Raw genomic sequence first — 20,189 nt, forward strand, 5'->3', positions numbered from 1 at the left:
ATTGTTGCCGCGACAGAACTGATTCTTGGCCCGGACGTTTTGTCCGCAAGGAAAATCGTGTCCGGGCAGTGATTTTCAGTGCGGCTGGTGTGTTATCGCGTGCAAGCGCGTATAGAGGCGGCAACAACGGAAAAGACCGATCATGAAGTTTCTTGACCAGGCCAAAATTTTCATCCGTTCCGGCGATGGCGGGAATGGCGCGGTTGGATTCCGGCGCGAGAAATATGTCGAGTTTGGCGGGCCGGACGGCGGCGATGGCGGCAAGGGCGGCGATGTCTGGGCCGAGACCGTCGAGGGACTCAACACGCTGATCGACTATCGCTACCAGCAGCACTTCAAGGCCGCCAAAGGCGATAGCGGGGCGGGATCGAACCGGACCGGCGCGGCAGGCAAGGACGTGGTTCTGAAACTGCCGGTGGGCACACAGATCCTGGACGAGGATCGGGAAACCGTTCTGCTGGACCTGACCGAGCCCGGTCAGCGCGTGCTGCTGATGGAGGGCGGACGCGGCGGCAAGGGCAATGCCTTTTTCAAGTCATCGACCAACCAGGCGCCGCGTCATGCCCAGAAGGGCGAACCGGGTGTGGAACGGTGGATCTGGTTGCGGCTGAAGCTGATTGCCGATGCCGGTCTCGTCGGCCTGCCCAATGCCGGCAAGTCGACTTTCCTTTCGGCCGTGAGTCGTGCTCATCCAAAGATCGCGGCCTATCCGTTCACCACGCTGCACCCGCATCTGGGCGTCGTCGATCTTGCCGCCGATGCGCGCTTCGTGATCGCTGACATTCCAGGGCTGATCGAGGGCGCGCATGAAGGCGCCGGTATCGGTGACCGCTTCCTGGGTCATATCGAGCGTTGCGCGACGCTTCTGCATCTCGTCGATGGCACACAAGAGGATGTCGCCGGCGCCTACCGGACGGTGCGGGGCGAACTGGAAGCCTATGGCGCCGGACTGGCCGAAAAGCCGGAAATCGTCGCACTCAACAAGATCGATGCGATTTCCGAAGACGAGCTGCCGGACAAGATCGCGGTGCTGAAGGAGGCCAGCGGCAAGGACGTGCTGGCTCTTTCCGGGGCCAGCCAGGCCAATGTGCGCGAGGCGCTGTTCGCGGTCTGGGAACAGATCAAGGCGGCGCGTCAGGACGAGCTGGAAGAGACGGCCGAACCAGAGGAAAGCTGGACGCCGTGACCCGACGGTCGGCTCCGGTCCGGTTTGCCGGCGCGATCGCGCGCGGTCGGCGGGCGCCGCCACTGAAAGGCGAGACGCTGGCACCCGGAATGACTGTGGGCCTGTTTGGCGGTAGTTTCGACCCGGTGCATCGCGGTCACGTGCATGTCGCCGAAACGGCGTTGAAGAAACTCCAGCTAGACCGTGTCTGGTGGATCGTGTCGCCGCAGAATCCGTTGAAGGATCGTCGCGCCGGCGAGTTCCTGCGGCGCCTGATCGGCGTCCAGGAGGCGGCCCATGCACCGCGCATGGTGGTGAGCGATATCGAGAACCGTACCGGCATCCGCACGACCGCCGATCTCATCTCCGTTCTGCGCGCCCGTCATCCGCGGGTCCGTTTCGTGTGGATCATGGGCGCTGACAATCTCGGCGAGTTTCACAAATGGCATCGCTGGCGGGAAATTGCCGCGACGGTGCCGATCGCCGTCATCGCCCGCCCGCAAGATCCGGTCCGCGCGCGGCTGTCGCCGATGGCCCGCGAACTGGCCGCTGCCCGGCGCCACGAGACCCGCGCCCATCACCTTGCGAAATCCGCGTCACCAGGGTGGACGTATCTGACAGAACCCCTACATAGCGAAGCCTCGTCGCATCTGCGTGGCGACAAGCCCTCCTGATCCGCTATTGCCGAGCTCTCACATCATGACCCCGTCACAGAATGCCGGCGCCTTGGCTTTCTTCGAGGACTTGCATCCGCCGAAATCGCGCTTCCTGGACGACGTGCTCACGGGGCTGGCGAAGCGCCAAAAGAGCATTCCGCCGAAGCATTTCTACGACGCAAAGGGCTCGGCGCTGTTCGACGACATCACCGGCACGGACGATTACTATGTCACCCGGACCGAACTCGGCATTCTGGACGGCATTGCCGACGATATCGCAGCAAGGGCTGGAAAAGACACGGTGGTGATCGAACCGGGGTCGGGCTCCAGCGTTAAAATTGATCGGCTGCTCAACGCGCTCGACGCGCCGGCGGCCTATGTCGGGCTGGACATATCCAAAGACCATCTGATCAGCGCCTGCGAGGATCTCGCGGCCCGCTATCCGGGACTGACCGTCGGGGCGATCTGCGCCGATTTCACGCAAGCGGTCCCGCTGGGCGAGTTCCCGATTCCGGACGGGCGCCGGCTGGTGTTTTTTCCCGGATCGACCATCGGCAATTTCGAGCCGGACGGCGCGCGCTCGCTATTGTGCCGGTTACGCGATTGGCTACGCCCGGGCGATGCGATTCTGATCGGCGCCGACCGGGTGAAGTCGGCCGAGGTGCTGGAGAACGCCTATGACGACCAGCAGGGCGTGACGGCAGCCTTTAATCTCAACCTGCTGACGCGCATCAACCGCGAACTGAACGGCGATATCGACACCGGCGCGTTTTCGCACCGCGCTGTCTGGAATGCCGAATTGTCGCGTGTTGAAATGCACCTTGTCGCGAACCGCGACATGCAATTCACCGTCTCCGGGCAGACCTTCGCGATGAAGAAAGGCGAGACCATCCACACCGAGAACTCGCACAAATTTACGATCGACCGCTTCACCGCGCTCGCTGCGTCGGCTGATCTGTCCGTCAAGACACACTGGAGCGACGATCGCGGGTATTTCACACTCTACTGGCTCGAACGCGCCTGAAGCCTGTGTTAGGCTTTGGTTGAATCGCGCAAAGGAGCAGACCGCTGAACACGCAATCCGAACGGTCGGCGAAGGCCGCCGACATCGCCCCGGTTCTACCGCCCGACGACAAACATGCCGGAGAAGACCTCGAAGCCCTGATCATGGGGGTGTTGGAGGATGACAAGGCGGAAGACATTCTCTCGATCGATCTGCGTGGAAAGTCCTCGGTCACCGATTTTATGATGATTGCGTCCGGCCGCTCGCACCGCCATGTCGGCGCAATCGCCGATCATGTATTGCGCAAGCTCAAAGAGTCCGGCGCCGGGAAAGCAAGGGCCGAGGGGCTCGAAACCGCCGACTGGGTTTTGATCGATGCCGGCGATGTGGTGTTGCACATTTTCCGGCCGGAAGTGCGCAGCTTCTACAACCTCGAACGCATGTGGTCGGTTGAGCCGCCGCAGGGCGCGGACCGATAAGTCCAAATGCGCCTGACAATCATCGCGGCCGGGCGGTTGAAATCCGGTCCCGAGCGCGAGCTGGTCGACCGCTATGCCGACCGCATCCGTTCGAGTGGCAGCGGGATCGGTCTGGGACCGCTGACGGAATGTGAGGTCGATGCACGGTCTCATTCGGACAAGACGGCGGAATCGGCCGCACTGGCCGCGCAGATTCCAAGCGGCGCCGCGCTGTGCCTGCTCGATGAGCGCGGCAAATCTCCGACAGCACGCGAATTTGCCGCCATTCTGGCCGGCTGGCGCGATGACGGTTTTCGCGATGCGGCCTTTGTTATAGGCGGCGCTGACGGGCTTGACCGCAAGGCATTCGGCCAGCCGCACCTGGTTTTGTCCTTCGGTAAAACCGTCTGGCCACACATGCTGGTCCGCGCGATGCTAGCGGAACAGCTTTACCGGGCCGTCTCGATCCTGTCGGGCGCGCCCTATCACCGGGACTGATACCCATGTGGTTTGCCGCCCTTTTCCTTGCCCTGCAGTCGGCGTCGACGCCGCCTGATGCTGGCGAGGTGGAGCAGTTGGAGCGGGAAGCGGAAACTGCGCGGACGAATGCCGAGACTGCCGCTCGCGAAGCAGATGCGCTCGCCACGGAAATCGTCGAATTGCAATCGCGCCTCGTGGCGGCAGCGGGGCGGGTTTCGGCCAACGAACAATCGGCGCTGGAGATTGCGGGCCGGATTGAAGCCCTTGCGGATCGGGAAGCGGCGATTCTGGCGCGACTGATGGTGGATCGTGAAGCGCTGATCGACGTGCTGGCCGCATTGCAGCGGATCGAACGGGGCACACCACCGGCGCTGGCAGCAGCTCCCGGAGATGCAGAAGAAGCGGCCCGCGCGGCCAGTCTCCTGGCAGCGATCACACCGGATCTGCAGGCTCGGGCGGACGCCTTGTCACGGGAACTCGACTCCCTGCGGTCCGTACGGCAATCGCTGGAAAGCGAGCGCGCCTCGCTGACAACCACCGAAAACCGCCTGGCCGCTAGCCAGGCCGAGATCCGGGCCTTGATCGCGGAGCGCCGGCTTCTGGAAGCGCAGCGCCGCGGCGAGGCTGAAAGGTTTGCGGATGTGGCCGCCACGGCGGGCGCCCAAGCCCAGACCTTGCGCCAGCTTCTGGAAACGCTGCGCGGCATGACGGAAATTTCACCACGCTTTAATCCGCGGCGGCTGATCCGCCCCGATGCCCTGCCCGACCCGGTACTGCGCCCGGAAGACGGGCTGGTTGCCGCGCGTGCCGCTATGGCGCCGATCGAAACCCTGCGTTTTGCCGACGCCAGGGGGCGCTTGCGTGCGCCCGTTGAAGGGCCCGTCGCGCTGCGCTTTGGCCAGACCGACGAGAATGGCGATGCGATCGAAGGCATCCGTATCCGGACCCGAGCCGGTGGTCAGGTCGTCGCGCCGTTTGACGCCAGGGTCGAATACGCCGGATCTTTTAATACATATAACGGACTATTGATCCTGGGCGTCGGGGACGACTACTATATAGTCTTGGCTGGCTTGGGCGTGATCTATGCCGAGGCCGGACAGTCGGTTCTGGCCGGTGAGCCGGTCGGCGAAATGCCGTCGGTGGGTGAAACGGCACCGGATTTGTATCTGGAGATCCGTCGGGAAGAGACCGCGATCGATCCACAGCCTTGGCTGCGGAGCGGAACGCAGTCCGGATAAGCGGGGCGAGAGAAAAGGACTCTTTAGGCCATGCGTTTGAATTTTATAGCTGCTGCCATTGCTTTCGTGCTGGGTGCGGGCGCTCTCGCCGTCTCCGCAGAAGGCTTTCAAAGCAGCCGCGAGGACACCTATCGCCATCTCGAACTGTTCGGCGATGTGCTGTCCCGTGTTGAGGCAGATTATGTCACCGATATCGACGATGCCGCGCTGATCGAAGCCGCAATCGAAGGCATGCTCGAAAGCCTCGATCCGCACTCCAGCTATCTTTCTCCCGACAATTTCCAGGACATGCAGGTTTCGACACGCGGCGAATATGGTGGACTCGGCATGGAGATCACGACGCGGGATGACCTGATCACAGTCGTTTCGCCGTATGAAGACACACCCGCCGGCCGCGCCGGCATTCGCCCTGGCGACCAGATTATCGCGGTCGATGGAGAGTCGATCATCGGCTTCAGCACAGATGAAGCGGTCGAGCTGATGCGCGGTCCCGTCGGCGCTCCGGTGACCATCACCGTCACGCGCGAAGGCGAGGAAGAGTTCGATCTCAATCTCGTGCGTGAGACGATTCCGCTGCGCACGGTCGCTTGGCGCGAAGAAGAGGGATTCGGCTATTTGCGGATTGCCGGTTTCAACGAGCACACGACCGAAACGCTTCATGAAGCCATTGCGGAGATGCGCGAAGCCTTCGACGGCCGCGTTCCAGGTGTCGTTGTGGATCTGCGATACAATCCGGGCGGCTTGCTCGACCAGGCCATTGGTGTCACCGACACCTTCCTGGATGGCGGTGAAATCGTCACCACACGCTATCGCAATCCCGGCGAAAACCAGCGCTATAATGCCCGCCCGGGTGACATGCTCGAAGGCACGCCGATTGTGATTCTGATCAATGAGGGTTCCGCGAGTGCGTCCGAGATTGTGGCCGGTGCCCTGCAGGATCGCCAAAGGGCGACGCTGGTCGGCATGACCAGCTTCGGCAAGGGCTCGGTGCAAACCATCATTCCCTTGCGGGGTGGCCGCGACGGTGCGCTGCGGTTGACGACCGGGCGTTATTACACACCGTCGGGACGCTCGATCCAGAACACGGGCATCGTGCCGGACTGGATGGTGTCGCATCGCATCATTGAGGACGATGAAGAGCGCTACAGTGAAGCCTCGCTCGACGGCGCTCTGGAAAACGACACCGGAAGCGCACGCGAGGACGAAAACCTGGCCGCAGTCGAAATGCCGCCGGAAGACCATGAAGGCGACTTCCAGCTCGAACGCGCGCTGCAAGTGCTGGCTGGTCTGGCGGAAAGCGAGCAGGCGGCGCTGCAATAAGGCGGCCCCGCGGGGATACGCCTTAACCCTTTCTTACCCGCATCCGGGGCAGCAATCGGTGTGAGGTCAAGCCGGTGTGATTCGGCTTGCCTGCCCGATTGCGACGGATTTTGCGGAGATGAGCAGCACGACCTATAGCGCCGCTTCAGCGTTCAAAGGCCCGGCTTTTGCCGGGCTGGGAGCCGCCCTTTTATTCGGTATCGGCGCCGTTCTGATTGCCGTGCTGGGGGATCCGGATGGGCGGCCGCCGGTTGCACGCCAGGCGCTGGGACCAGCGCCGGTCGCGCCCGCACAAGAGATCATCACGGCTGAAGTGCGCCGCCCGGTGGAGTTCAGCCAGACAGATGCCGACATCGAGCCCTCGCTGGCGGGCGTTGCGGAGACTTTTGAAGCGCCCGCTGCGGCCGAAGGGTCAGATCCGGCCCAGGCCGAGGCCGTGCATGCCGGTCAGCTGGATCCCGATGCGCTGGTGGCGGCGCCCATCGCCGGTCTCACCACGCCGGGACCATCCGGTCCCCTCCCGGCGATCGGGCCGGATGGCACGCGGCCCGACCAGGCTTATGCGCGGCCCTGGCACGGCGATCCTAACACGCCGATGATTGCGATCGTGATCGGGGGCATGGGCCTCAACCGCGCGGTGACCGAATCTGCGATCGAGGACTTACCACCCGAGGTCGCGTTGAGTTTCGCCCCCTATTCGCGCGATCTGCAGAGCTGGGTCGACCGGGCCCGGGCGGCCGGGCACGAGGTGCTGATCGAAGTGCCGATGGAACCTTTCGATTATCCGAATAATGATCCCGGCCCGCACACGCTGCTGGCCGATGCGCCGCCGACGGAGAATGCCCGCCGTCTTTACTGGTTGATGAGTCAGGCGTCCGGGTATTTTGCGATGACGAACTATCTCGGCGCGCGGTTTTCGACGTCGGAACCGGCGCTGGAGCACGTCATGGCTGCGCTCGAGGAGCGCGGCGTGTCTTTTCTGCATGATGGGACGGGGCGCCGCTCGACGATCGAGGCTGCGGCCGATGGGGCCGGTGCACGCTGGGGTATCGCCGATCGCGTGCTCGATGAAGACCCCTCACCTTCTGCGGTTGACGATCGGTTGCTAACGCTGGAAGCGCTCGCGCTTCAGAACGGTGCCTCCATCGGTGCCGGTTTTGCCTATCGTTCGACGGTCGATCAGATCGCGCGCTGGGCGGAAGGGCTCGAAGCGCGCGGTTACGCACTCGCGCCGCCCTCCGCGGTGATGGCCCGGCAGCAGGCAGAGCGGGGCGGACCAGTACAGCACGCCGCCAACGCCCACTAATGGATGATCCCTATCCTCATCACCGGCCCAATGCCGGCGTGGTGATGTTCAATATGGACGCACTCGTCTGGATCGGCCGGCGCGCCGATGTCGAGGGCGACCATGTCTGGCAGTTTCCACAAGGCGGCATGGATGACGGCGAAGATGCCGAAAGCGCGGCCCGCCGCGAGGCATACGAGGAAACCGGTGCGCGAAGCGATGATCTCGTACTCCTGGGCAGCATTGATCGCTGGTTGGCTTATGACTTTCCGGCCGGCCTTCCGGCCCGGCCGGATCAGAAGCGGTACAGGTGGAAGGGCCAGAAGCAGCGCTGGTTCGCCTTCCGGTACACCGGACGCGACGCCGATTTCGATCTGACGGCGGTGCCGCCGCAAGAATTCGCCGAGTGGCGCTGGGAGCGGCTGGAAAATGTTCCACCACTGATCATCCACTGGAAGCGCGGCGTCTACGACGAGGTGGCGCAGGAATTTGCGCGTTTTGCCAGCTCGTCGAATTCCGGACGCTAGTCATTAAGCCCCCGCTAAGAGTGCGTTTACCGAACACGGCCCGCGCTCGCGGGATCAACTTTCTCGCGCCGCCATCAGCCGGTCAATGCTGAAGGCCGGCGCACTTTCTCTGGCGAGCAGAAGAAATCCACCTGCCATCGCCAGATTTTTGAGGAACATGACCCGCTGAATTTGATCGTCAAAAGCGGCGTGGAAAATCAATGCGGTCAGAAGGCAGAAACCTGCGAGCAGCACGGCGAGATAGCGCGTACCAATGCCGATCAGCACACCGATTCCCGCTCCAATCTCGAAGATAATCGTTGGCCAAAGCAGAAATGCCGGCACTCCGAATGCCTCCATGTAGCCGGCAGTGGCCTCGGTTGCGCCGATCTTGGCTGTTCCCGACAAGATGAAGAGGGCTGCCAGAAACGCTCGGGCAGGAAGATCGATATGTCGCAAACGCGGATTCAACATCGTGAAACCCTAGGGCTGTGGCGGATTGAGCGTGGTGAAGATGTAGCGTGCGATCTGCCATCCGGCGTCATCGTCGCGACGGAGCAGAAATAGTTCCTGATTAGCCTCGGGACCGGATTCGCCGGTCGCATGCACAATCACCTCACCGGCCGATCGGGTGCGCGCAATAGCCCAGTTGTCCGAAAGCTGCTCGACTTCGTCGATCTCGAATTCGATGTTTAGCGAGATCGTGTTGAACACATTGCCATAGGCCGCACGAATATTGTCGCGACCGACCGCTGCGGGGAAATGCTGCGGCATGAAAACGCCATCGTCGGCATAAAGCGCGACAATCGTATCCACGTCCGACGCATTCAGGGCGACTTCATAGGCGGTCAGCGTGATTTCGACCGTTTGCATTGCGGTCTCTCCATTTTCCGGTGTCTGAGCTGAACAGGCAGCGGTCGTGACCAGCACTGCCGCGAATATAACTCCGTATTTGGTCATGATTTCCGATCCCAATTGACGACGCTTTTGGATGCCGCAACCGGGCGCTATCTTACGATCAATGAGTTATGGTCATTTCATTTTTTGTATTAGGGGTATATTTATGCACTTTGTTTCTCATTTATGGGATAGTCATGAGTGTGCTGGACGCCCTGCTCATCTTTGCCAAGGTTGTGGATCTTGGGAGTTTTTCGGCAGCGTCGCGGCACATTTCGATGCCGGTTTCGACCGTCAGCCGGAAGATCGCCGATCTTGAGAAGACGTTGGGCGTGCGGCTGCTGGAGCGCTCGACGCGAAAACTCCGGCTGACGGATGTCGGAGCGGAAGTCTACAGTCAGGCCAGACGAGGCGCCGAAGTCCAAGAGGCCGTCGATCTGCTGATCTCAAACCAGCTGACCGAGGTTCGCGGCGCTTTGCGCCTGTCCGCTCCGCCGAATATTGCCGACAGCCTGCTCGCGCCGCTGATAACCGAATTCCAGTCGGACTATCCGGACGTTCAAATCCAGATCGTGGTCACCGACCGCATCGTCGATCATATCGCGGAAGGCGTTGATATCGCTTTCCGGGTCGGGCGTCAGGCGGACTCGTCGCTCGTCACGCGAACAATCCTGCATTATCGTCACCAGCTTGTCGCTTCGCCCGGCTATATTGCGGAGTTCGGCGCACCGGATCATCCCGACGATTTGCGGACACACCGTCTCCTGGCCTTTTCATTCTGGACGTCCGAACGCAGCTGGACATTCCATAACGGCTCGGAGCGGCGCGAGATTGTATTCGCCCCGCATCTCTCGATGAATGACTATGCCGGACTCGTCAGCGCCATGCTGGCCGGCAATGGAATAGGCGACCTGCCGCCGATTGTGCTGCCGGAAATCATGCGGTCCGGCCAGCTGGTCGAGGTTATGCCGGACTGGACTTTTGAACCGCTCGACTTGTCGATGGCGCATCTTGGCAATCGCTATGCGCCGCGCCCTGTCCGGCTCTTTAAATCCTTTGTCGCGCAACGCGCAAAAGCCCTGTTTCCCGATCTGCCAGCTTAAGATCACGCCGACGGATTCGGAGGCCCCGATACCCGGTTAATGACACGGATGTTTGCCGTGACGGTCAGGCTGCGCGTTTTGCGCGCTGACGATTGCGCAAGGCCCGCACCAGACCGACCACACTGATCCCGAACCAGGCAAATTCGATCGCAATGGACGCGGGATTCGGTTTGTAGATCAACGAGATGAGCAGAAGGACGGCGCCAATGCCATTTATGACGGGGTGGCGCCAGTCATCGTCGCGCACCCCTTTTGTCTGCTGCCAGAAATAGGCGAACAGAACGCAGGCAACGCCGGCAAATCCGATGATGTCGGTAAGCGTGATCAGCTGTTCAGCGCTTCGGTCAGCGCTTCCAGCTTGGCAACACGGGCTTCGGCAGCATGGCGTTCGTGATCGTCACGCGCCAGACCTATATCTTCACGCGCTTCCGCCAGTTCCTTGGCGGTCTGGGCGGCATCGACCGTTGTAAGATCGATGGCTTCCTCGGCCAGAACGGTGAGGCCTTCCGGCGTCACCTCGGCAAACCCGCCATGGATAAAGGTGCGGGTGACCGCATCGCCGTCATGCACCGAGATCGCACCGGAGCGGATGGCGCTCATGACCGGCGCATGGCCTGGCAGGACACCGAAATCGCCCTCTTCACCGGGCACAACAACCATGTCCACCTCGCCCTGGAACAGGCGGCGCTCGGGAGAGACGAGATCGAAGTGAAGCTTGTCAGCCATGGCAGGGAATCCTCGTGTTTCGCGGCGGCTTTTAGCAGGCCTTTTCACGCTTGTGGAGGGCGGATGTCACTCGGCGCCGTCACAGTTGTCCAACGGTGGAGCAAGTGCCGAGGCGAGGTTCATGAGGGCGCGGTCGCGATGGCCTTCCAAGCGCACCCAGTCCTCCTTCGATCCCATTGCGGTCCCCGGCATGTCGATCTGAATGAAAATATTGACCGGCAGGGGCGGCGGTGGCGGGCTTTCTGCGCTTGCGGTGCGTTCGGCCGCGAAGCGGGCTTGCCAATCGGCGACCGCGGCGCACTCATTCTCGGAGGCAATGGTCAGGGTGATCCGGTCCGCGACAGCCAGATTGAGATCATCGTTTCGCCCGAAAGCCCGGTGTTCGGCCGGAACCGCCATGCCGGGCTCTATGCCGGCCGCGCTTAGATAGGCAGCGGCAGCGTCGCCATCGAATAGCGCCTCGGCAATCGTATCAAAGGCGTCCGGCCTGCCGTCGATATCGACCCTGTGGTAGCGCCAGCCGCAGGAGGCGCCGTCGCAAACGCGGTTGAAGGCGAATCGGATTGTTTCGGTCCAGTAATAGGGCGCCAAGCGTTCGACACGCGGCCCTTCCGATTCAATCTCGGCGCCGGGCCGGTCCAGATTGTAGGCGCTATAGATTTCCCGGGCGTGGTTCGCCGCTGCGTCATAGGTCGCGCGTTGCCAGGCCCGCCAGATATCCCGGCCGGCAAATCCATCGAACTCGCCCTGCGCGATCTCGGGCTCCTCCGGCGGCGGTGGCGGTGGTGAGGCGGCCAAGAGGAAGAGGCCGGCGAGCGCGATGATCAGCTTCATGTGTTTCCCCTTGTCTGCCGGGGAGTTTGGCGAGGGCGTTGGGAAAAGGGAAGGCAGCGGCTTTCGATTGTTCATAATAAAACACGAGAAACAAAAGATTGCGTCTCCCTCCGACTTGATCGGAGGGTCTCTAAGACGAGATCGTCCGGTCAAGCCGGACGAAGACGAAGAGGAGGTGGAAAACGAAAAAGGCCGGTCGCAAAGACCGGCCTTTCCAATTCGGATGAGCGCGAGGCTTACGCCGCTTCCGCAGCCAGCGCTTCGGCTTTCTTCACGGCATCCTCGATGGTGCCGACCATGTAGAAGGCCGGTTCCGGCAAATGGTCGTACTCGCCGTCGACGATGGCCTTGAAGCCTTTCACGGTGTCGGCCACCGGGACCTGGATGCCCGGAAAGCCGGTGAAAACTTCGGCGACATCGAAAGGCTGCGACAGGAAACGTTCCACCTTCCGGGCGCGGGCCACGATCAGCTTGTCTTCCTCCGACAGCTCGTCCATGCCCAGGATGGCGATGATGTCCTGCAGGGCCTTGTAGCGCTGCAGGATTTCCTGCACGCGGCGGGCCGTCTCGTAGTGATCCTCGCCGACGACGCGCGGGTCGAGGATCCGCGAGGTCGAGTCGAGCGGGTCCACGGCCGGGTAGATACCCTTTTCCGAGATCGCCCGGTTCAGAACCGTGGTGGCATCCAAGTGGGCGAAGGTGGTTGCCGGAGCCGGGTCGGTCAAATCGTCGGCCGGAACGTAAACGGCCTGCACCGAGGTGATCGAACCCTTCTTGGTCGAGGTGATCCGCTCCTGCAGCGCACCCATGTCGGTGGCCAGTGTCGGCTGGTAACCCACGGCAGACGGGATCCGGCCCAAGAGGGCGGACACTTCCGAACCGGCCTGGGTGAAGCGGAAGATGTTGTCGACGAAGAACAGCACGTCCTTGCCTTCCTCGTCGCGGAAATATTCGGCCTGGGCGAGACCGGACAGGGCGACGCGGGCGCGGGCACCCGGCGGCTCGTTCATCTGGCCGAAGACGAGGGCGCAGCGCGAGCCTTCGGTAGAGCCCTTGGCCGGGTCCTTGTTGACGCCGGATTCGATCATTTCCCAGTACAAATCGTTACCTTCGCGGGTGCGCTCACCGACGCCGGCGAAGACCGAGTAACCGCCGAACAGCTTGGCGATGTTGTTGATCAGCTCCTGGATCAGAACCGTCTTGCCCACGCCGGCACCGCCGAACAGGCCGATCTTGCCGCCTTTCGCATACGGGCAGAGCAGATCGATGACCTTGATGCCGGTGGGCAGGATTTCGGCTTCCGTCGCCTGCTCCTCGAAGGAGGGCGCCGGACGGTGGATCGGGGCGCGCTGTTCGTACTGAACATCGCCAGCCTCGTCGATCGCCTCACCGGTGACGTTCAGAATGCGGCCAAGCACGCCGGGGCCGACCGGAACGGTGATCGGCGAGCCGGTGTCGGTGACTGCGGCACCGCGCTGCAGGCCTTCTGTTGCGTCCATGGCGATAGTGCGCACCGCGTTTTCACCGAGGTGCTGGGCGACTTCCAGAACCAGTTTCTGGTCACCATTCATGGTTTCGAGAGCGTTCAGGATGTCCGGCAGGCCGGCGTCGAACTCGACGTCGACAACAGCGCCCGTGATCTGAGCAACGCGTCCTTTGAGCTGTGCCATCTCGATTTTTCCTTCCAGGACGTAACTTACAAGGCCTCGGCGCCGGAGATGATCTCTGTCAGCTCCGTCGTGATTTTGGCCTGGCGTGTGCGGTTATAAACAAGGTTCAGTTTGTCGATCAGTTCGCCGGCATTGCGCGTGGCATTGTCCATCGCGGCCATGCGGGCGCCCATCTCGCCGGCGGCGTTTTCCAGCAGCGCGGAGAGGATGATGGTGTCGACATAACGCGGCAGGAGCACGTTGAGGATTTCCTCCTCGTCGGGCTCGTATTCATAGACAGCGCCGCCGAGATCGGGGCGCTCGACGCTTTCGTCAATCGCATCAACCGCGGGGATCAGCGTTTGGGCGCGCGGCTTCTGGGAGATCACGGACACGAATTCCGAAGAAATCAGTTCGCAGACATCAAACTCGCCGGCCTCGAACATCTCGCGGATGATCGCTCCGAATTCCGATGCTGCGCCCTTGCCGACATTCTTGCCGCCGGCGAGGTCGAAGCGCTTGACGATCAGGTCGCCATAGAGGCGCTTGAGCTGGTCGGCGCCCTTCTTGCCGATGGTGATCAGCTTGACGGTCTTGCCCTTGCCTTGCAGCGCGGTGATGCGCTCGCGTGCCTTGCGCACGATATTGGTGTTGAAACCGCCGCACAGGCCGCGGTCCGCCGTCATCACGACCAGCAGGTGAACGTCGTCCTTGCCCGTGCCGACGAGCAGCGGCGAGGCGCCCGGCGACTCTTTCATCGAGGTCGACAGGTTGGCCATCACCGACGCCATGCGTTCGGCATAGGGACCGGCGGCCTCGGCTGCGTCCTGCGCCTTGCGCAGTTTTGCAGCGGCCACCATCTGCATCGCCTTGGTGATCTTCTGCGTGGATTTCACGCTCGAGATCCGGTTGCGAAGGTCCTTGAGTGAAGCCATGCGGCTCTCCTTAGCCCCGCCCCTTACGCGAAGTTCTTGGTGAAGGCTTCCACGACGGAGGCGAGCTTGCCTTCGCTGTCGTCGGTCAGCTTCTTCTCGGTGCGGATGGTCTCGAGAAGATCGGCATGATCGGCGTGCAGGTGACGCAGAAGCTCTTCCTCGTACTGGCGCACATCGGCGACCGGAACACGGTCCAGATAACCGCGAGTACCGGCGAAGATCACGCAGACCTGCTCTTCCATCGTCAGCGGCGAGAATTGCGGCTGCTTGAGGAGCTCGGTCAGGCGCTGACCGCGGTTCAACAGGCGCTGGGTCGCAGCGTCGAGATCGGAGCCAAACTGCGCGAAGGCCGCCATTTCGCGGTACTGGGCGAGTTCACCCTTCATCTTGCCGGCGACCTGCTTCATCGCCTTGGTCTGGGCCGCGGAGCCGACCCGCGACACGGACAGGCCGACGTTCACGGCAGGGCGGATGCCCTGATAGAAGAGGTCGGTTTCCAGGAAGATCTGGCCGTCGGTGATCGAGATCACATTGGTCGGGATGTAGGCCGACACGTCATTGGCCTGGGTTTCGATGACCGGCAGGGCGGTCAGCGAACCGGCGCCCTGGTCGTCATTCATCTTGGCCGCACGCTCCAGCAGGCGGGAGTGCAGGTAGAAGACGTCACCCGGATAGGCTTCACGGCCCGGCGGGCGGCGGAGCAGCAGCGACATCTGGCGGTAAGCCACCGCCTGCTTGGACAGGTCATCATAAACGATGAGGGCGTGCATGCCGTTGTCGCGGAAATATTCGCCGATGGCGCAGGCGGTGAACGGTGCCAGGAACTGCATCGGCGCCGGATCGGAGGCCGTGGCCGCGACGACGGTGGTATATTCCATCGCACCGTTTTCCTCGAGCGTCTTCACGATCTGGGCGACGGTGGAGCGCTTCTGGCCGACGGCGACATAGACGCAGTAGAGCTTCTGGCTCTCATCGTCAGTGTCGTTGACCGATTTCTGGTTCAGGATGGTATCAATCGCGATGGCGGTCTTGCCGGTCTGGCGGTCGCCGATGATCAGCTCACGCTGGCCACGGCCGATCGGGATCATGCCGTCGATCGACTTGATGCCGGTGGCCATCGGCTCGTGCACGGATTTCCGCGGGATAATGCCGGGTGCCTTGACGTCGACGCGGCGGCGCTCGGTGGCGTCGATCGGACCCTTGCCGTCGATCGGCTCGCCGAGCGCGTTGACGACGCGGCCGAGATAGCCCTTGCCGACGCCAGTATCCACGATCGCACCCAGGCGCTTGACGGTGTCGCCTTCTTTGAGGCCGCGGTCATCGCCGAAGATCACGCAACCGACATTGTCGCGCTCGAGGTTCAGGGCCATGCCCTTGACGCCGCCCGGAAATTCGACGAGCTCGCCGGCCTTCACTTCGTCGAGTCCGTAGACGCGGGCGATACCGTCACCGACGGACAGCACCTGGCCAACGTCGGAGACTTTCGCCTCGGCGCCGTAATTCTTGATCTGGTCTTTCAGGATTGCGGAAATTTCCGCGGCACGGATGTCCATGGCGCTACTCAAGCCTCTTTCATCGCTGTCCGGAGTCCTTCGAGCTGCGTCCGAAGGGAGGAATCATACATGCGCGAACCGACCTGCACGATCAGTCCGCCGAGAATATCCGGGTCCTCATGGGTCCGGACGTCAACCTCGCGCCCGAGGGCGCGCTTCAAGGACGCCTTCAGAGCGTCAATGTCTTTTGCCGAGAGCTTCACGGCTGCGGTCACGTCGGCTGACGCGACGCCGCGGGCATCCGCTGCCAGCCGGGCGTAAGCAGCAGCCATGCTGCCCAGCTCGCCGGCGCGGCCATTGTCGGCGGCGACTTTCAGCGCGTTCGCGGTCAGCGCGTCAAAACCGGCCTTTTCCGCAAGTGCGGCGACAATGCCGTGCTTGGCGTCGGCTTCGACCAGGGGGCTCGAGAGCGCCGCTGACAACTCGTCATTTTCGGCCAGCAGACTGGCCAAATCGGCCATGTCGGCTTCGACCTTGTCGGCCTTTTTCGCGTCCGACGCCAGCTCGAAAAGGGCGCTGGCATAACGTCCGGCTGCGCCGGTGATTGTCGCGGTATCGCCACTCATCGGATCGTTCTGTCGCCTGCCTTTGCCGAATGTGCTGGCGAGTCGATGAGATCAACCACCAAACACTTGAGAACATTGCGAAAATTGGAGAAGTCTTGCGCCGGGAGGACACGCGCTTCTCCAGTCGGGCGCCCGCTTAGCACAGGGGCATGGGGGCGGCAACCCGGTTGCGGCAGGACTCCCGGGCTTGATCGGTAGGCGGATCGTCGCAGACTGCTGCCGGGAGGACAGGCGTGGCGGAGATCGGAATCATCGGACTCGGCGCGATGGGACTCGCGAGCGCGTGGGCGGCCGTGCGGGCGGGTGCTTCGGTGATCGGTTTCGACCGCTTCTCCGCCGGCCACGAGCGCGGCTCCAGTCATGGCGAAAGCCGCATGATCCGGCGGATCTATTCCGAGGGCGCGCTGTATAATGCGTTGCTCGACCGCGCCTATGATTTATGGGCCGCGCTGGAGGCGGACGCCGGCGAACGGCTTTTCGTGAAGACCGGCGGGATGGATGCCGGGATCGCCGGCAGCGCCTTCATGGCCGAGGCGCTGTCGAGTGCCGAGACGTCCGGCCAGGCCTATGACGTGCTCGATGCAGCATCGCTCCGCCGGCGCTATCCGGCCCTGGCCGTCCCTGACGATGTGATGGCGATTTTCGCGCCCGGTAGCGGGTACCTCTTGAGCGATGCGGCCAATGCCGCCATGGCGCGGTTGGCGGAGGCAGGCGGCGCCGACCTCTATTGGGATTGCCCGGTAAAGAGGATCGACCGCACCAATGGCGGCTTCCGGATACACGCTGCGGACGGCAATTATGACGCCGATCATGTGATCCTTGCCGCGGGGCCCTGGGTAGGCGAATTCGATGGTGATCTCGATCGCGCCCTGACCGTGGAGCGTCAGGTCGTCGGCCTGTTTGACGGACCGGATGACATGCCGCCCTTCCAGCGGGTGCTTGCCGACGGCCGGCGCATTTACGCCCTGCCCAACGGGCCGGGCGGACGCTGGAAGCTGGGCGTCTATCATCACCGCAAACAGCGTGGACCGGACTACCGCGAAACACTGCCGGTTGACGCGGCCGACCGGGCGCTGCTGGCCGATGCGCTGGGCGAGGTATTGCAGGATTGTCCGCCGCCGGATGCGTTCGAGGTCTGCCGTTTCACCAATACGGCGGATCACCGTTTCATCCTCGACACGGCGGAGGATGGGCGGGTGCTGGTCTCCGCCTGTTCCGGGCATGGCTACAAGTTCGCGCCGGCGATCGGTGAAGCCGCCGTGGCGTTGGCGCTCGGCGAGGCTCCGCGCGTTTATCTTTCGCCCTTCAGCCTGGCGCGTCAGACGAAGCTGTAGGGCTCGATGTCGATCGTGACGCGCACCGAAGCGACCGGCTTCATGCGGCTTTTCCATGCGGCAACATAGGCCGAGACATCGACATCGCGTTCGGCGCGGACCAGGAAGCGGCGGCGATGCCAGCCGCGGACCATGCCATAGCGCGGTTCGGCCGGACCCCAGATCGTGACGCCGTCGGCGTCGGGCGCTCGTTTCGCCCAGGCTTTCGCCACCTCGTCGACCTGATGACCATCCTTCGCGGCGAGGATGATCGCGGCCAGACGGCCATAAGGCGGCAATCCGAGCACTTCGCGGGCCATGGTCTCGGCTTGCATGAAGCGGTCGCGATCGCCGGCGACGAGCGCCGCGATAGCTTCGTGATCCGGGTCATGGGTCTGCAGAAGGGCGCGGCCCGGACGCTCCGCACGTCCGGCGCGGCCTGCGACCTGGACCAGGGTTTGGTAGGTGCGTTCGCCGGCGCGAGGGTCGCCCCCGGCAAGGCCCAGATCGGCATCGACCACGCCGATCAGGGTGAGATTCGGAAAGTTGTGGCCCTTCGCGGCGATCTGGGTGCCGACGAGAATGTCGATCTCGCCGCGCTCCATGCGGCCGATGAGGGCTAATAGTTTCTCGGCGGAATGGGCGGTATCGGAAGACAGGATTTCGACATTGGCGTCGGGGAATCGTGTACGGGCTTCCTCGGCCACGCGTTCGACTCCAGGACCGACACTGGTCAGGGAATCCACCGCGCCGCATTCCGGGCATTTCTCCGGGCGCGGCATGGAAAAACCGGTGAGATGGCAAATCAGCTGGCCGGTATAGCGGTGCTCAGTGAGATAGGCGTCGACATCGGGCGATTTCATCCGGTGCCCGCAGTCGCGGCACAAGACCAGCGGCGCATAGCCGCGGCGGTTGAGATAGAGCAACACCTGTTCACCGCGCCGCAGCGTGTCGGCCATCGCCTCGACCAGCGGATCGGACAGCCACAGGCCGCGTGCCGGGCGATTCTGGCGCAGATCGATGGTGGCGATCTCGGGTAGCACAGCCTGGCCGATCCGGTCGGGCAGCTGAATGTAGGCGTAGCGGCCGGCCCGCGCGTTCGCCAGCGTCTCTATCGAGGGGGTGGCCGACGCCAGCACAATGGCGGCTTTTGACGCGCGGGCCCGCACCACGGCCAGATCGCGCGCCTGATAATGCAAGCCATCACCCTGCTTGTAGGTCGCGTCATGTTCCTCGTCGACGACGATGAGGCGCAAATTCTGGAAAGGCAGGAAGAGTGCCGAGCGCGCGCCGATGACGATGCGGGCGCGGTTCTCGTTCACTTCACGCCAGATGCGCCGGCGTTCCTTGTGGCCCTGATCGGAATGCCAGACCGCGGGCTCCGCCCCGAAGCGCTCGATGAAACGCGCGGTGACGGCCTGGGTCAGGGCGATCTCCGGCAGCAGGACGAGGATCTGTGCATCGGGGTCGCTGCGCAATGCATGCGCGATGGCCTCGAAATAGACCTCGGTTTTGCCGGACCCGGTGACGCCGTCCAGCAATGCCGCCTGAAAGCCGCCGGCATCGAGCATGCGCTTGAGCTGATCGGCCGCTTGCGCTTGTTGCGGGACCAGGTCAACGCCCGGCCGGTCAGGATCAGGCGCGGCAAAAGGCGGATCGGCCGGCCGCTCAATGCGGCGCAGCCCGGCGGCCTTCACAAGCCCGGTGACCACGCCCGGCGTGACGCCCGCAAGGCGGGCGATCTCGGCAGCGCTGTCGGGGCCGTGGCCGGCGATGACGTCCATCACCTTCTGGCGCGCTTCAGTGAGACGGGCCGGTTCCTCCCCGGTCGCCTCGAACAATATTTCCGTGGGCGAGGGATGAAGCGAATCCTCGCTGCGCAACACATTGCGCAACATGATGCCGGGCAGCTGGACAAGATATTTCGCCGACCAGTCGACGAATTCGATCATCGCCGGCGACAGGGGCGGCGCGTCATAGACGCTGTCGACGGCTTTCAGATTACGCGTGCCGTCATCGGCCGACAGCGCCCAGACAACGCCGCGTGCGATGCGCGGGCCGATCGGCGCACGAACATGATCGCCCACCCGCAAATCCATGCCATCGGGGACCGTGTAGTCGAACGGTTCTGGCAGCGGCATCGGAAACAGGATCGAAGCCTTGGTTTTGAGGATGGGTGGCACGAAGGTCAGGTCTCGGTGGTAAAGGGGCGCGCGGGTTCGCGGATCGAAGCGACAATCTGCTTGCCCTTGTCCGCCTGCAACTTTGAAAGCTCAAATGCGGATTGCAGATTTAGCCAGAATTCGGGCGACGTTTTGAAGTAAGTGGCCAATCTGAGCGCCGTGTCCGCGGTTACCGCGCGGCGTGCATTAACAATGTCCGAGACGCGCGAAACCGGGATATCGAGATCCCCCGCGAGCTTGTTGATCGACACGCCATGCGGCGCCATGAATTCCTCTCGCAGCACTTCGCCCGGATGTGTTGTGATTCTCATTTCCGCTT

General features: G+C 62.9%; 22 protein-coding genes. 11 read left to right on the top strand and 11 right to left on the bottom strand.

Annotation, left to right across the window (positions count from 1 at the left end):
* Nucleotides 1–142: 142 nt before the first annotated feature.
* From obgE to ACO08C_RS06150, 9 genes are all read left to right on the top strand, one after another.
* On the top strand, nucleotides 143–1,186 hold the full coding sequence (obgE, locus tag ACO08C_RS06110; RefSeq protein WP_421788397.1) for a GTPase ObgE: 1,044 nt from the start codon (nucleotides 143–145) through the stop codon (nucleotides 1,184–1,186).
* Nucleotides 1,183–1,839 (top strand): nicotinate-nucleotide adenylyltransferase, encoded by a 657-nt coding sequence (locus ACO08C_RS06115; protein WP_421788398.1) that lies wholly within the window; start codon nucleotides 1,183–1,185, stop codon nucleotides 1,837–1,839. The genes obgE and ACO08C_RS06115 overlap by 4 nt, the downstream gene beginning before the upstream one ends.
* Before the next feature lie 25 nt (nucleotides 1,840–1,864).
* Entirely contained in the window at nucleotides 1,865–2,845 is a 981-nt protein-coding gene (egtD, locus tag ACO08C_RS06120) for an L-histidine N(alpha)-methyltransferase (RefSeq protein WP_421788399.1), read from the top strand.
* Nucleotides 2,846–2,928: 83 nt separating this feature from the next.
* Nucleotides 2,929–3,303 carry a ribosome silencing factor gene (rsfS, locus tag ACO08C_RS06125; RefSeq protein ID WP_421788657.1) on the top strand — a complete coding sequence of 125 codons (375 nt, stop codon included), beginning with the start codon at nucleotides 2,929–2,931 and terminating at the stop codon, nucleotides 3,301–3,303.
* Between the two features lie 6 nt (nucleotides 3,304–3,309).
* The gene (gene rlmH, locus ACO08C_RS06130) at nucleotides 3,310–3,780 is read left to right on the top strand and encodes a 23S rRNA (pseudouridine(1915)-N(3))-methyltransferase RlmH (RefSeq protein ID WP_421788400.1); all 471 of its coding nucleotides are present in this window, start codon (nucleotides 3,310–3,312) and stop codon (nucleotides 3,778–3,780) included.
* 5 nt (nucleotides 3,781–3,785) lie between these two features.
* Nucleotides 3,786–5,000: a murein hydrolase activator EnvC family protein gene (locus tag ACO08C_RS06135; protein ID WP_421788401.1), complete on the top strand. Its 1,215-nt coding sequence runs from the start codon at nucleotides 3,786–3,788 to the stop codon at nucleotides 4,998–5,000.
* A gap of 30 nt (nucleotides 5,001–5,030) precedes the next feature.
* On the top strand, nucleotides 5,031–6,320 hold the full coding sequence (locus tag ACO08C_RS06140) for a S41 family peptidase (protein ID WP_421788402.1): 1,290 nt from the start codon (nucleotides 5,031–5,033) through the stop codon (nucleotides 6,318–6,320).
* Between the two features lie 118 nt (nucleotides 6,321–6,438).
* Complete coding sequence (locus ACO08C_RS06145) at nucleotides 6,439–7,626, top strand: divergent polysaccharide deacetylase family protein (RefSeq protein ID WP_421788403.1); 1,188 nt, start codon at nucleotides 6,439–6,441, stop codon at nucleotides 7,624–7,626.
* The gene (locus tag ACO08C_RS06150; RefSeq protein ID WP_421788404.1) at nucleotides 7,626–8,132 is read left to right on the top strand and encodes an RNA pyrophosphohydrolase; all 507 of its coding nucleotides are present in this window, start codon (nucleotides 7,626–7,628) and stop codon (nucleotides 8,130–8,132) included. The genes ACO08C_RS06145 and ACO08C_RS06150 overlap by 1 nt, the downstream gene beginning before the upstream one ends.
* Before the next feature lie 54 nt (nucleotides 8,133–8,186).
* Here ACO08C_RS06150 and ACO08C_RS06155 read toward each other — a convergent pair whose 3' ends face one another.
* Both ACO08C_RS06155 and ACO08C_RS06160 read right to left on the bottom strand, forming a co-directional pair.
* Entirely contained in the window at nucleotides 8,187–8,585 is a 399-nt protein-coding gene (locus ACO08C_RS06155) for a DoxX family protein (RefSeq protein ID WP_421788405.1), read from the bottom strand.
* 9 nt (nucleotides 8,586–8,594) lie between these two features.
* Complete coding sequence (locus tag ACO08C_RS06160; RefSeq protein WP_421788406.1) at nucleotides 8,595–9,071, bottom strand: YybH family protein; 477 nt, start codon at nucleotides 9,069–9,071, stop codon at nucleotides 8,595–8,597.
* 134 nt (nucleotides 9,072–9,205) lie between these two features.
* Here ACO08C_RS06160 and ACO08C_RS06165 point away from each other — a divergent pair, with 134 nt between their 5' ends.
* Nucleotides 9,206–10,111 carry a LysR substrate-binding domain-containing protein gene (locus tag ACO08C_RS06165; RefSeq protein WP_421788407.1) on the top strand — a complete coding sequence of 302 codons (906 nt, stop codon included), beginning with the start codon at nucleotides 9,206–9,208 and terminating at the stop codon, nucleotides 10,109–10,111.
* Between the two features lie 64 nt (nucleotides 10,112–10,175).
* Here the strand turns inward: ACO08C_RS06165 and ACO08C_RS06170 are convergent, their stop codons facing one another.
* The 7 genes from ACO08C_RS06170 to ACO08C_RS06200 all read right to left on the bottom strand — a co-directional run bounded on the left by ACO08C_RS06170 (nucleotide 10,176) and on the right by ACO08C_RS06200 (nucleotide 16,374).
* On the bottom strand, nucleotides 10,176–10,439 hold the full coding sequence (locus ACO08C_RS06170; protein ID WP_421788658.1) for a CBU_0592 family membrane protein: 264 nt from the start codon (nucleotides 10,437–10,439) through the stop codon (nucleotides 10,176–10,178).
* Nucleotides 10,436–10,837, bottom strand: coding sequence for a F0F1 ATP synthase subunit epsilon (locus ACO08C_RS06175; protein WP_421788408.1), 402 nt, complete (start codon nucleotides 10,835–10,837; stop codon nucleotides 10,436–10,438). The genes ACO08C_RS06170 and ACO08C_RS06175 overlap by 4 nt, the downstream gene beginning before the upstream one ends.
* Before the next feature lie 66 nt (nucleotides 10,838–10,903).
* Nucleotides 10,904–11,671 (bottom strand): hypothetical protein, encoded by a 768-nt coding sequence (locus tag ACO08C_RS06180; protein ID WP_421788409.1) that lies wholly within the window; start codon nucleotides 11,669–11,671, stop codon nucleotides 10,904–10,906.
* Between the two features lie 236 nt (nucleotides 11,672–11,907).
* On the bottom strand, nucleotides 11,908–13,341 hold the full coding sequence (gene atpD / locus ACO08C_RS06185) for a F0F1 ATP synthase subunit beta (RefSeq protein WP_421788410.1): 1,434 nt from the start codon (nucleotides 13,339–13,341) through the stop codon (nucleotides 11,908–11,910).
* 26 nt (nucleotides 13,342–13,367) lie between these two features.
* Nucleotides 13,368–14,255 carry a F0F1 ATP synthase subunit gamma gene (locus tag ACO08C_RS06190; protein WP_421788411.1) on the bottom strand — a complete coding sequence of 296 codons (888 nt, stop codon included), beginning with the start codon at nucleotides 14,253–14,255 and terminating at the stop codon, nucleotides 13,368–13,370.
* Nucleotides 14,256–14,278: 23 nt separating this feature from the next.
* A complete protein-coding gene (atpA, locus tag ACO08C_RS06195) occupies nucleotides 14,279–15,808 on the bottom strand; it encodes a F0F1 ATP synthase subunit alpha (protein WP_421788412.1) in 1,530 nt (509 codons plus the stop codon).
* 8 nt (nucleotides 15,809–15,816) lie between these two features.
* Nucleotides 15,817–16,374 (bottom strand): F0F1 ATP synthase subunit delta, encoded by a 558-nt coding sequence (locus ACO08C_RS06200; protein ID WP_421788413.1) that lies wholly within the window; start codon nucleotides 16,372–16,374, stop codon nucleotides 15,817–15,819.
* A gap of 233 nt (nucleotides 16,375–16,607) precedes the next feature.
* Between ACO08C_RS06200 and solA the strand changes: the two genes are divergently transcribed.
* On the top strand, nucleotides 16,608–17,708 hold the full coding sequence (solA, locus tag ACO08C_RS06205) for an N-methyl-L-tryptophan oxidase (protein WP_421788414.1): 1,101 nt from the start codon (nucleotides 16,608–16,610) through the stop codon (nucleotides 17,706–17,708).
* Here the strand turns inward: solA and ACO08C_RS06210 are convergent.
* Together ACO08C_RS06210 and ACO08C_RS06215 are read right to left on the bottom strand one after the other, a co-directional pair.
* Nucleotides 17,693–19,828, bottom strand: a complete 2,136-nt coding sequence (locus ACO08C_RS06210; RefSeq protein WP_421788659.1) for a primosomal protein N' — start codon at nucleotides 19,826–19,828, stop codon at nucleotides 17,693–17,695. The genes solA and ACO08C_RS06210 overlap by 16 nt on opposite strands.
* A 47-nt stretch (nucleotides 19,829–19,875) precedes the next feature.
* A complete protein-coding gene (locus ACO08C_RS06215; protein ID WP_421788415.1) occupies nucleotides 19,876–20,181 on the bottom strand; it encodes a HigA family addiction module antitoxin in 306 nt (101 codons plus the stop codon).
* Nucleotides 20,182–20,189: the final 8 nt, after the last annotated feature.

The organism is Hyphobacterium sp., from assembly GCF_965229905.1.
Taxonomy (GTDB): domain Bacteria; phylum Pseudomonadota; class Alphaproteobacteria; order Caulobacterales; family Maricaulaceae; genus Hyphobacterium.

Coding starts and splice junctions, on each gene's coding strand:
- obgE (WP_421788397.1), top strand. CDS start 143: ATGAAGTTTCTTGACCAGGCCAAAATTTTCATCCGTTCCGGCGATGGC.
- egtD (WP_421788399.1), top strand. CDS start 1,865: ATGACCCCGTCACAGAATGCCGGCGCCTTGGCTTTCTTCGAGGACTTG.
- rlmH (WP_421788400.1), top strand. CDS start 3,310: ATGCGCCTGACAATCATCGCGGCCGGGCGGTTGAAATCCGGTCCCGAG.
- ACO08C_RS06135 (WP_421788401.1), top strand. CDS start 3,786: ATGTGGTTTGCCGCCCTTTTCCTTGCCCTGCAGTCGGCGTCGACGCCG.
- ACO08C_RS06140 (WP_421788402.1), top strand. CDS start 5,031: ATGCGTTTGAATTTTATAGCTGCTGCCATTGCTTTCGTGCTGGGTGCG.
- ACO08C_RS06145 (WP_421788403.1), top strand. CDS start 6,439: ATGAGCAGCACGACCTATAGCGCCGCTTCAGCGTTCAAAGGCCCGGCT.
- ACO08C_RS06150 (WP_421788404.1), top strand. CDS start 7,626: ATGGATGATCCCTATCCTCATCACCGGCCCAATGCCGGCGTGGTGATG.
- ACO08C_RS06155 (WP_421788405.1), bottom strand. CDS start 8,585: ATGTTGAATCCGCGTTTGCGACATATCGATCTTCCTGCCCGAGCGTTT.
- ACO08C_RS06160 (WP_421788406.1), bottom strand. CDS start 9,071: ATGACCAAATACGGAGTTATATTCGCGGCAGTGCTGGTCACGACCGCT.
- ACO08C_RS06165 (WP_421788407.1), top strand. CDS start 9,206: ATGAGTGTGCTGGACGCCCTGCTCATCTTTGCCAAGGTTGTGGATCTT.
- ACO08C_RS06175 (WP_421788408.1), bottom strand. CDS start 10,837: ATGGCTGACAAGCTTCACTTCGATCTCGTCTCTCCCGAGCGCCGCCTG.
- ACO08C_RS06180 (WP_421788409.1), bottom strand. CDS start 11,671: ATGAAGCTGATCATCGCGCTCGCCGGCCTCTTCCTCTTGGCCGCCTCA.
- atpD (WP_421788410.1), bottom strand. CDS start 13,341: ATGGCACAGCTCAAAGGACGCGTTGCTCAGATCACGGGCGCTGTTGTC.
- ACO08C_RS06190 (WP_421788411.1), bottom strand. CDS start 14,255: ATGGCTTCACTCAAGGACCTTCGCAACCGGATCTCGAGCGTGAAATCC.
- atpA (WP_421788412.1), bottom strand. CDS start 15,808: ATGGACATCCGTGCCGCGGAAATTTCCGCAATCCTGAAAGACCAGATC.
- ACO08C_RS06200 (WP_421788413.1), bottom strand. CDS start 16,374: ATGAGTGGCGATACCGCGACAATCACCGGCGCAGCCGGACGTTATGCC.
- ACO08C_RS06210 (WP_421788659.1), bottom strand. CDS start 19,828: ATGCCGCTGCCAGAACCGTTCGACTACACGGTCCCCGATGGCATGGAT.
- ACO08C_RS06215 (WP_421788415.1), bottom strand. CDS start 20,181: ATGAGAATCACAACACATCCGGGCGAAGTGCTGCGAGAGGAATTCATG.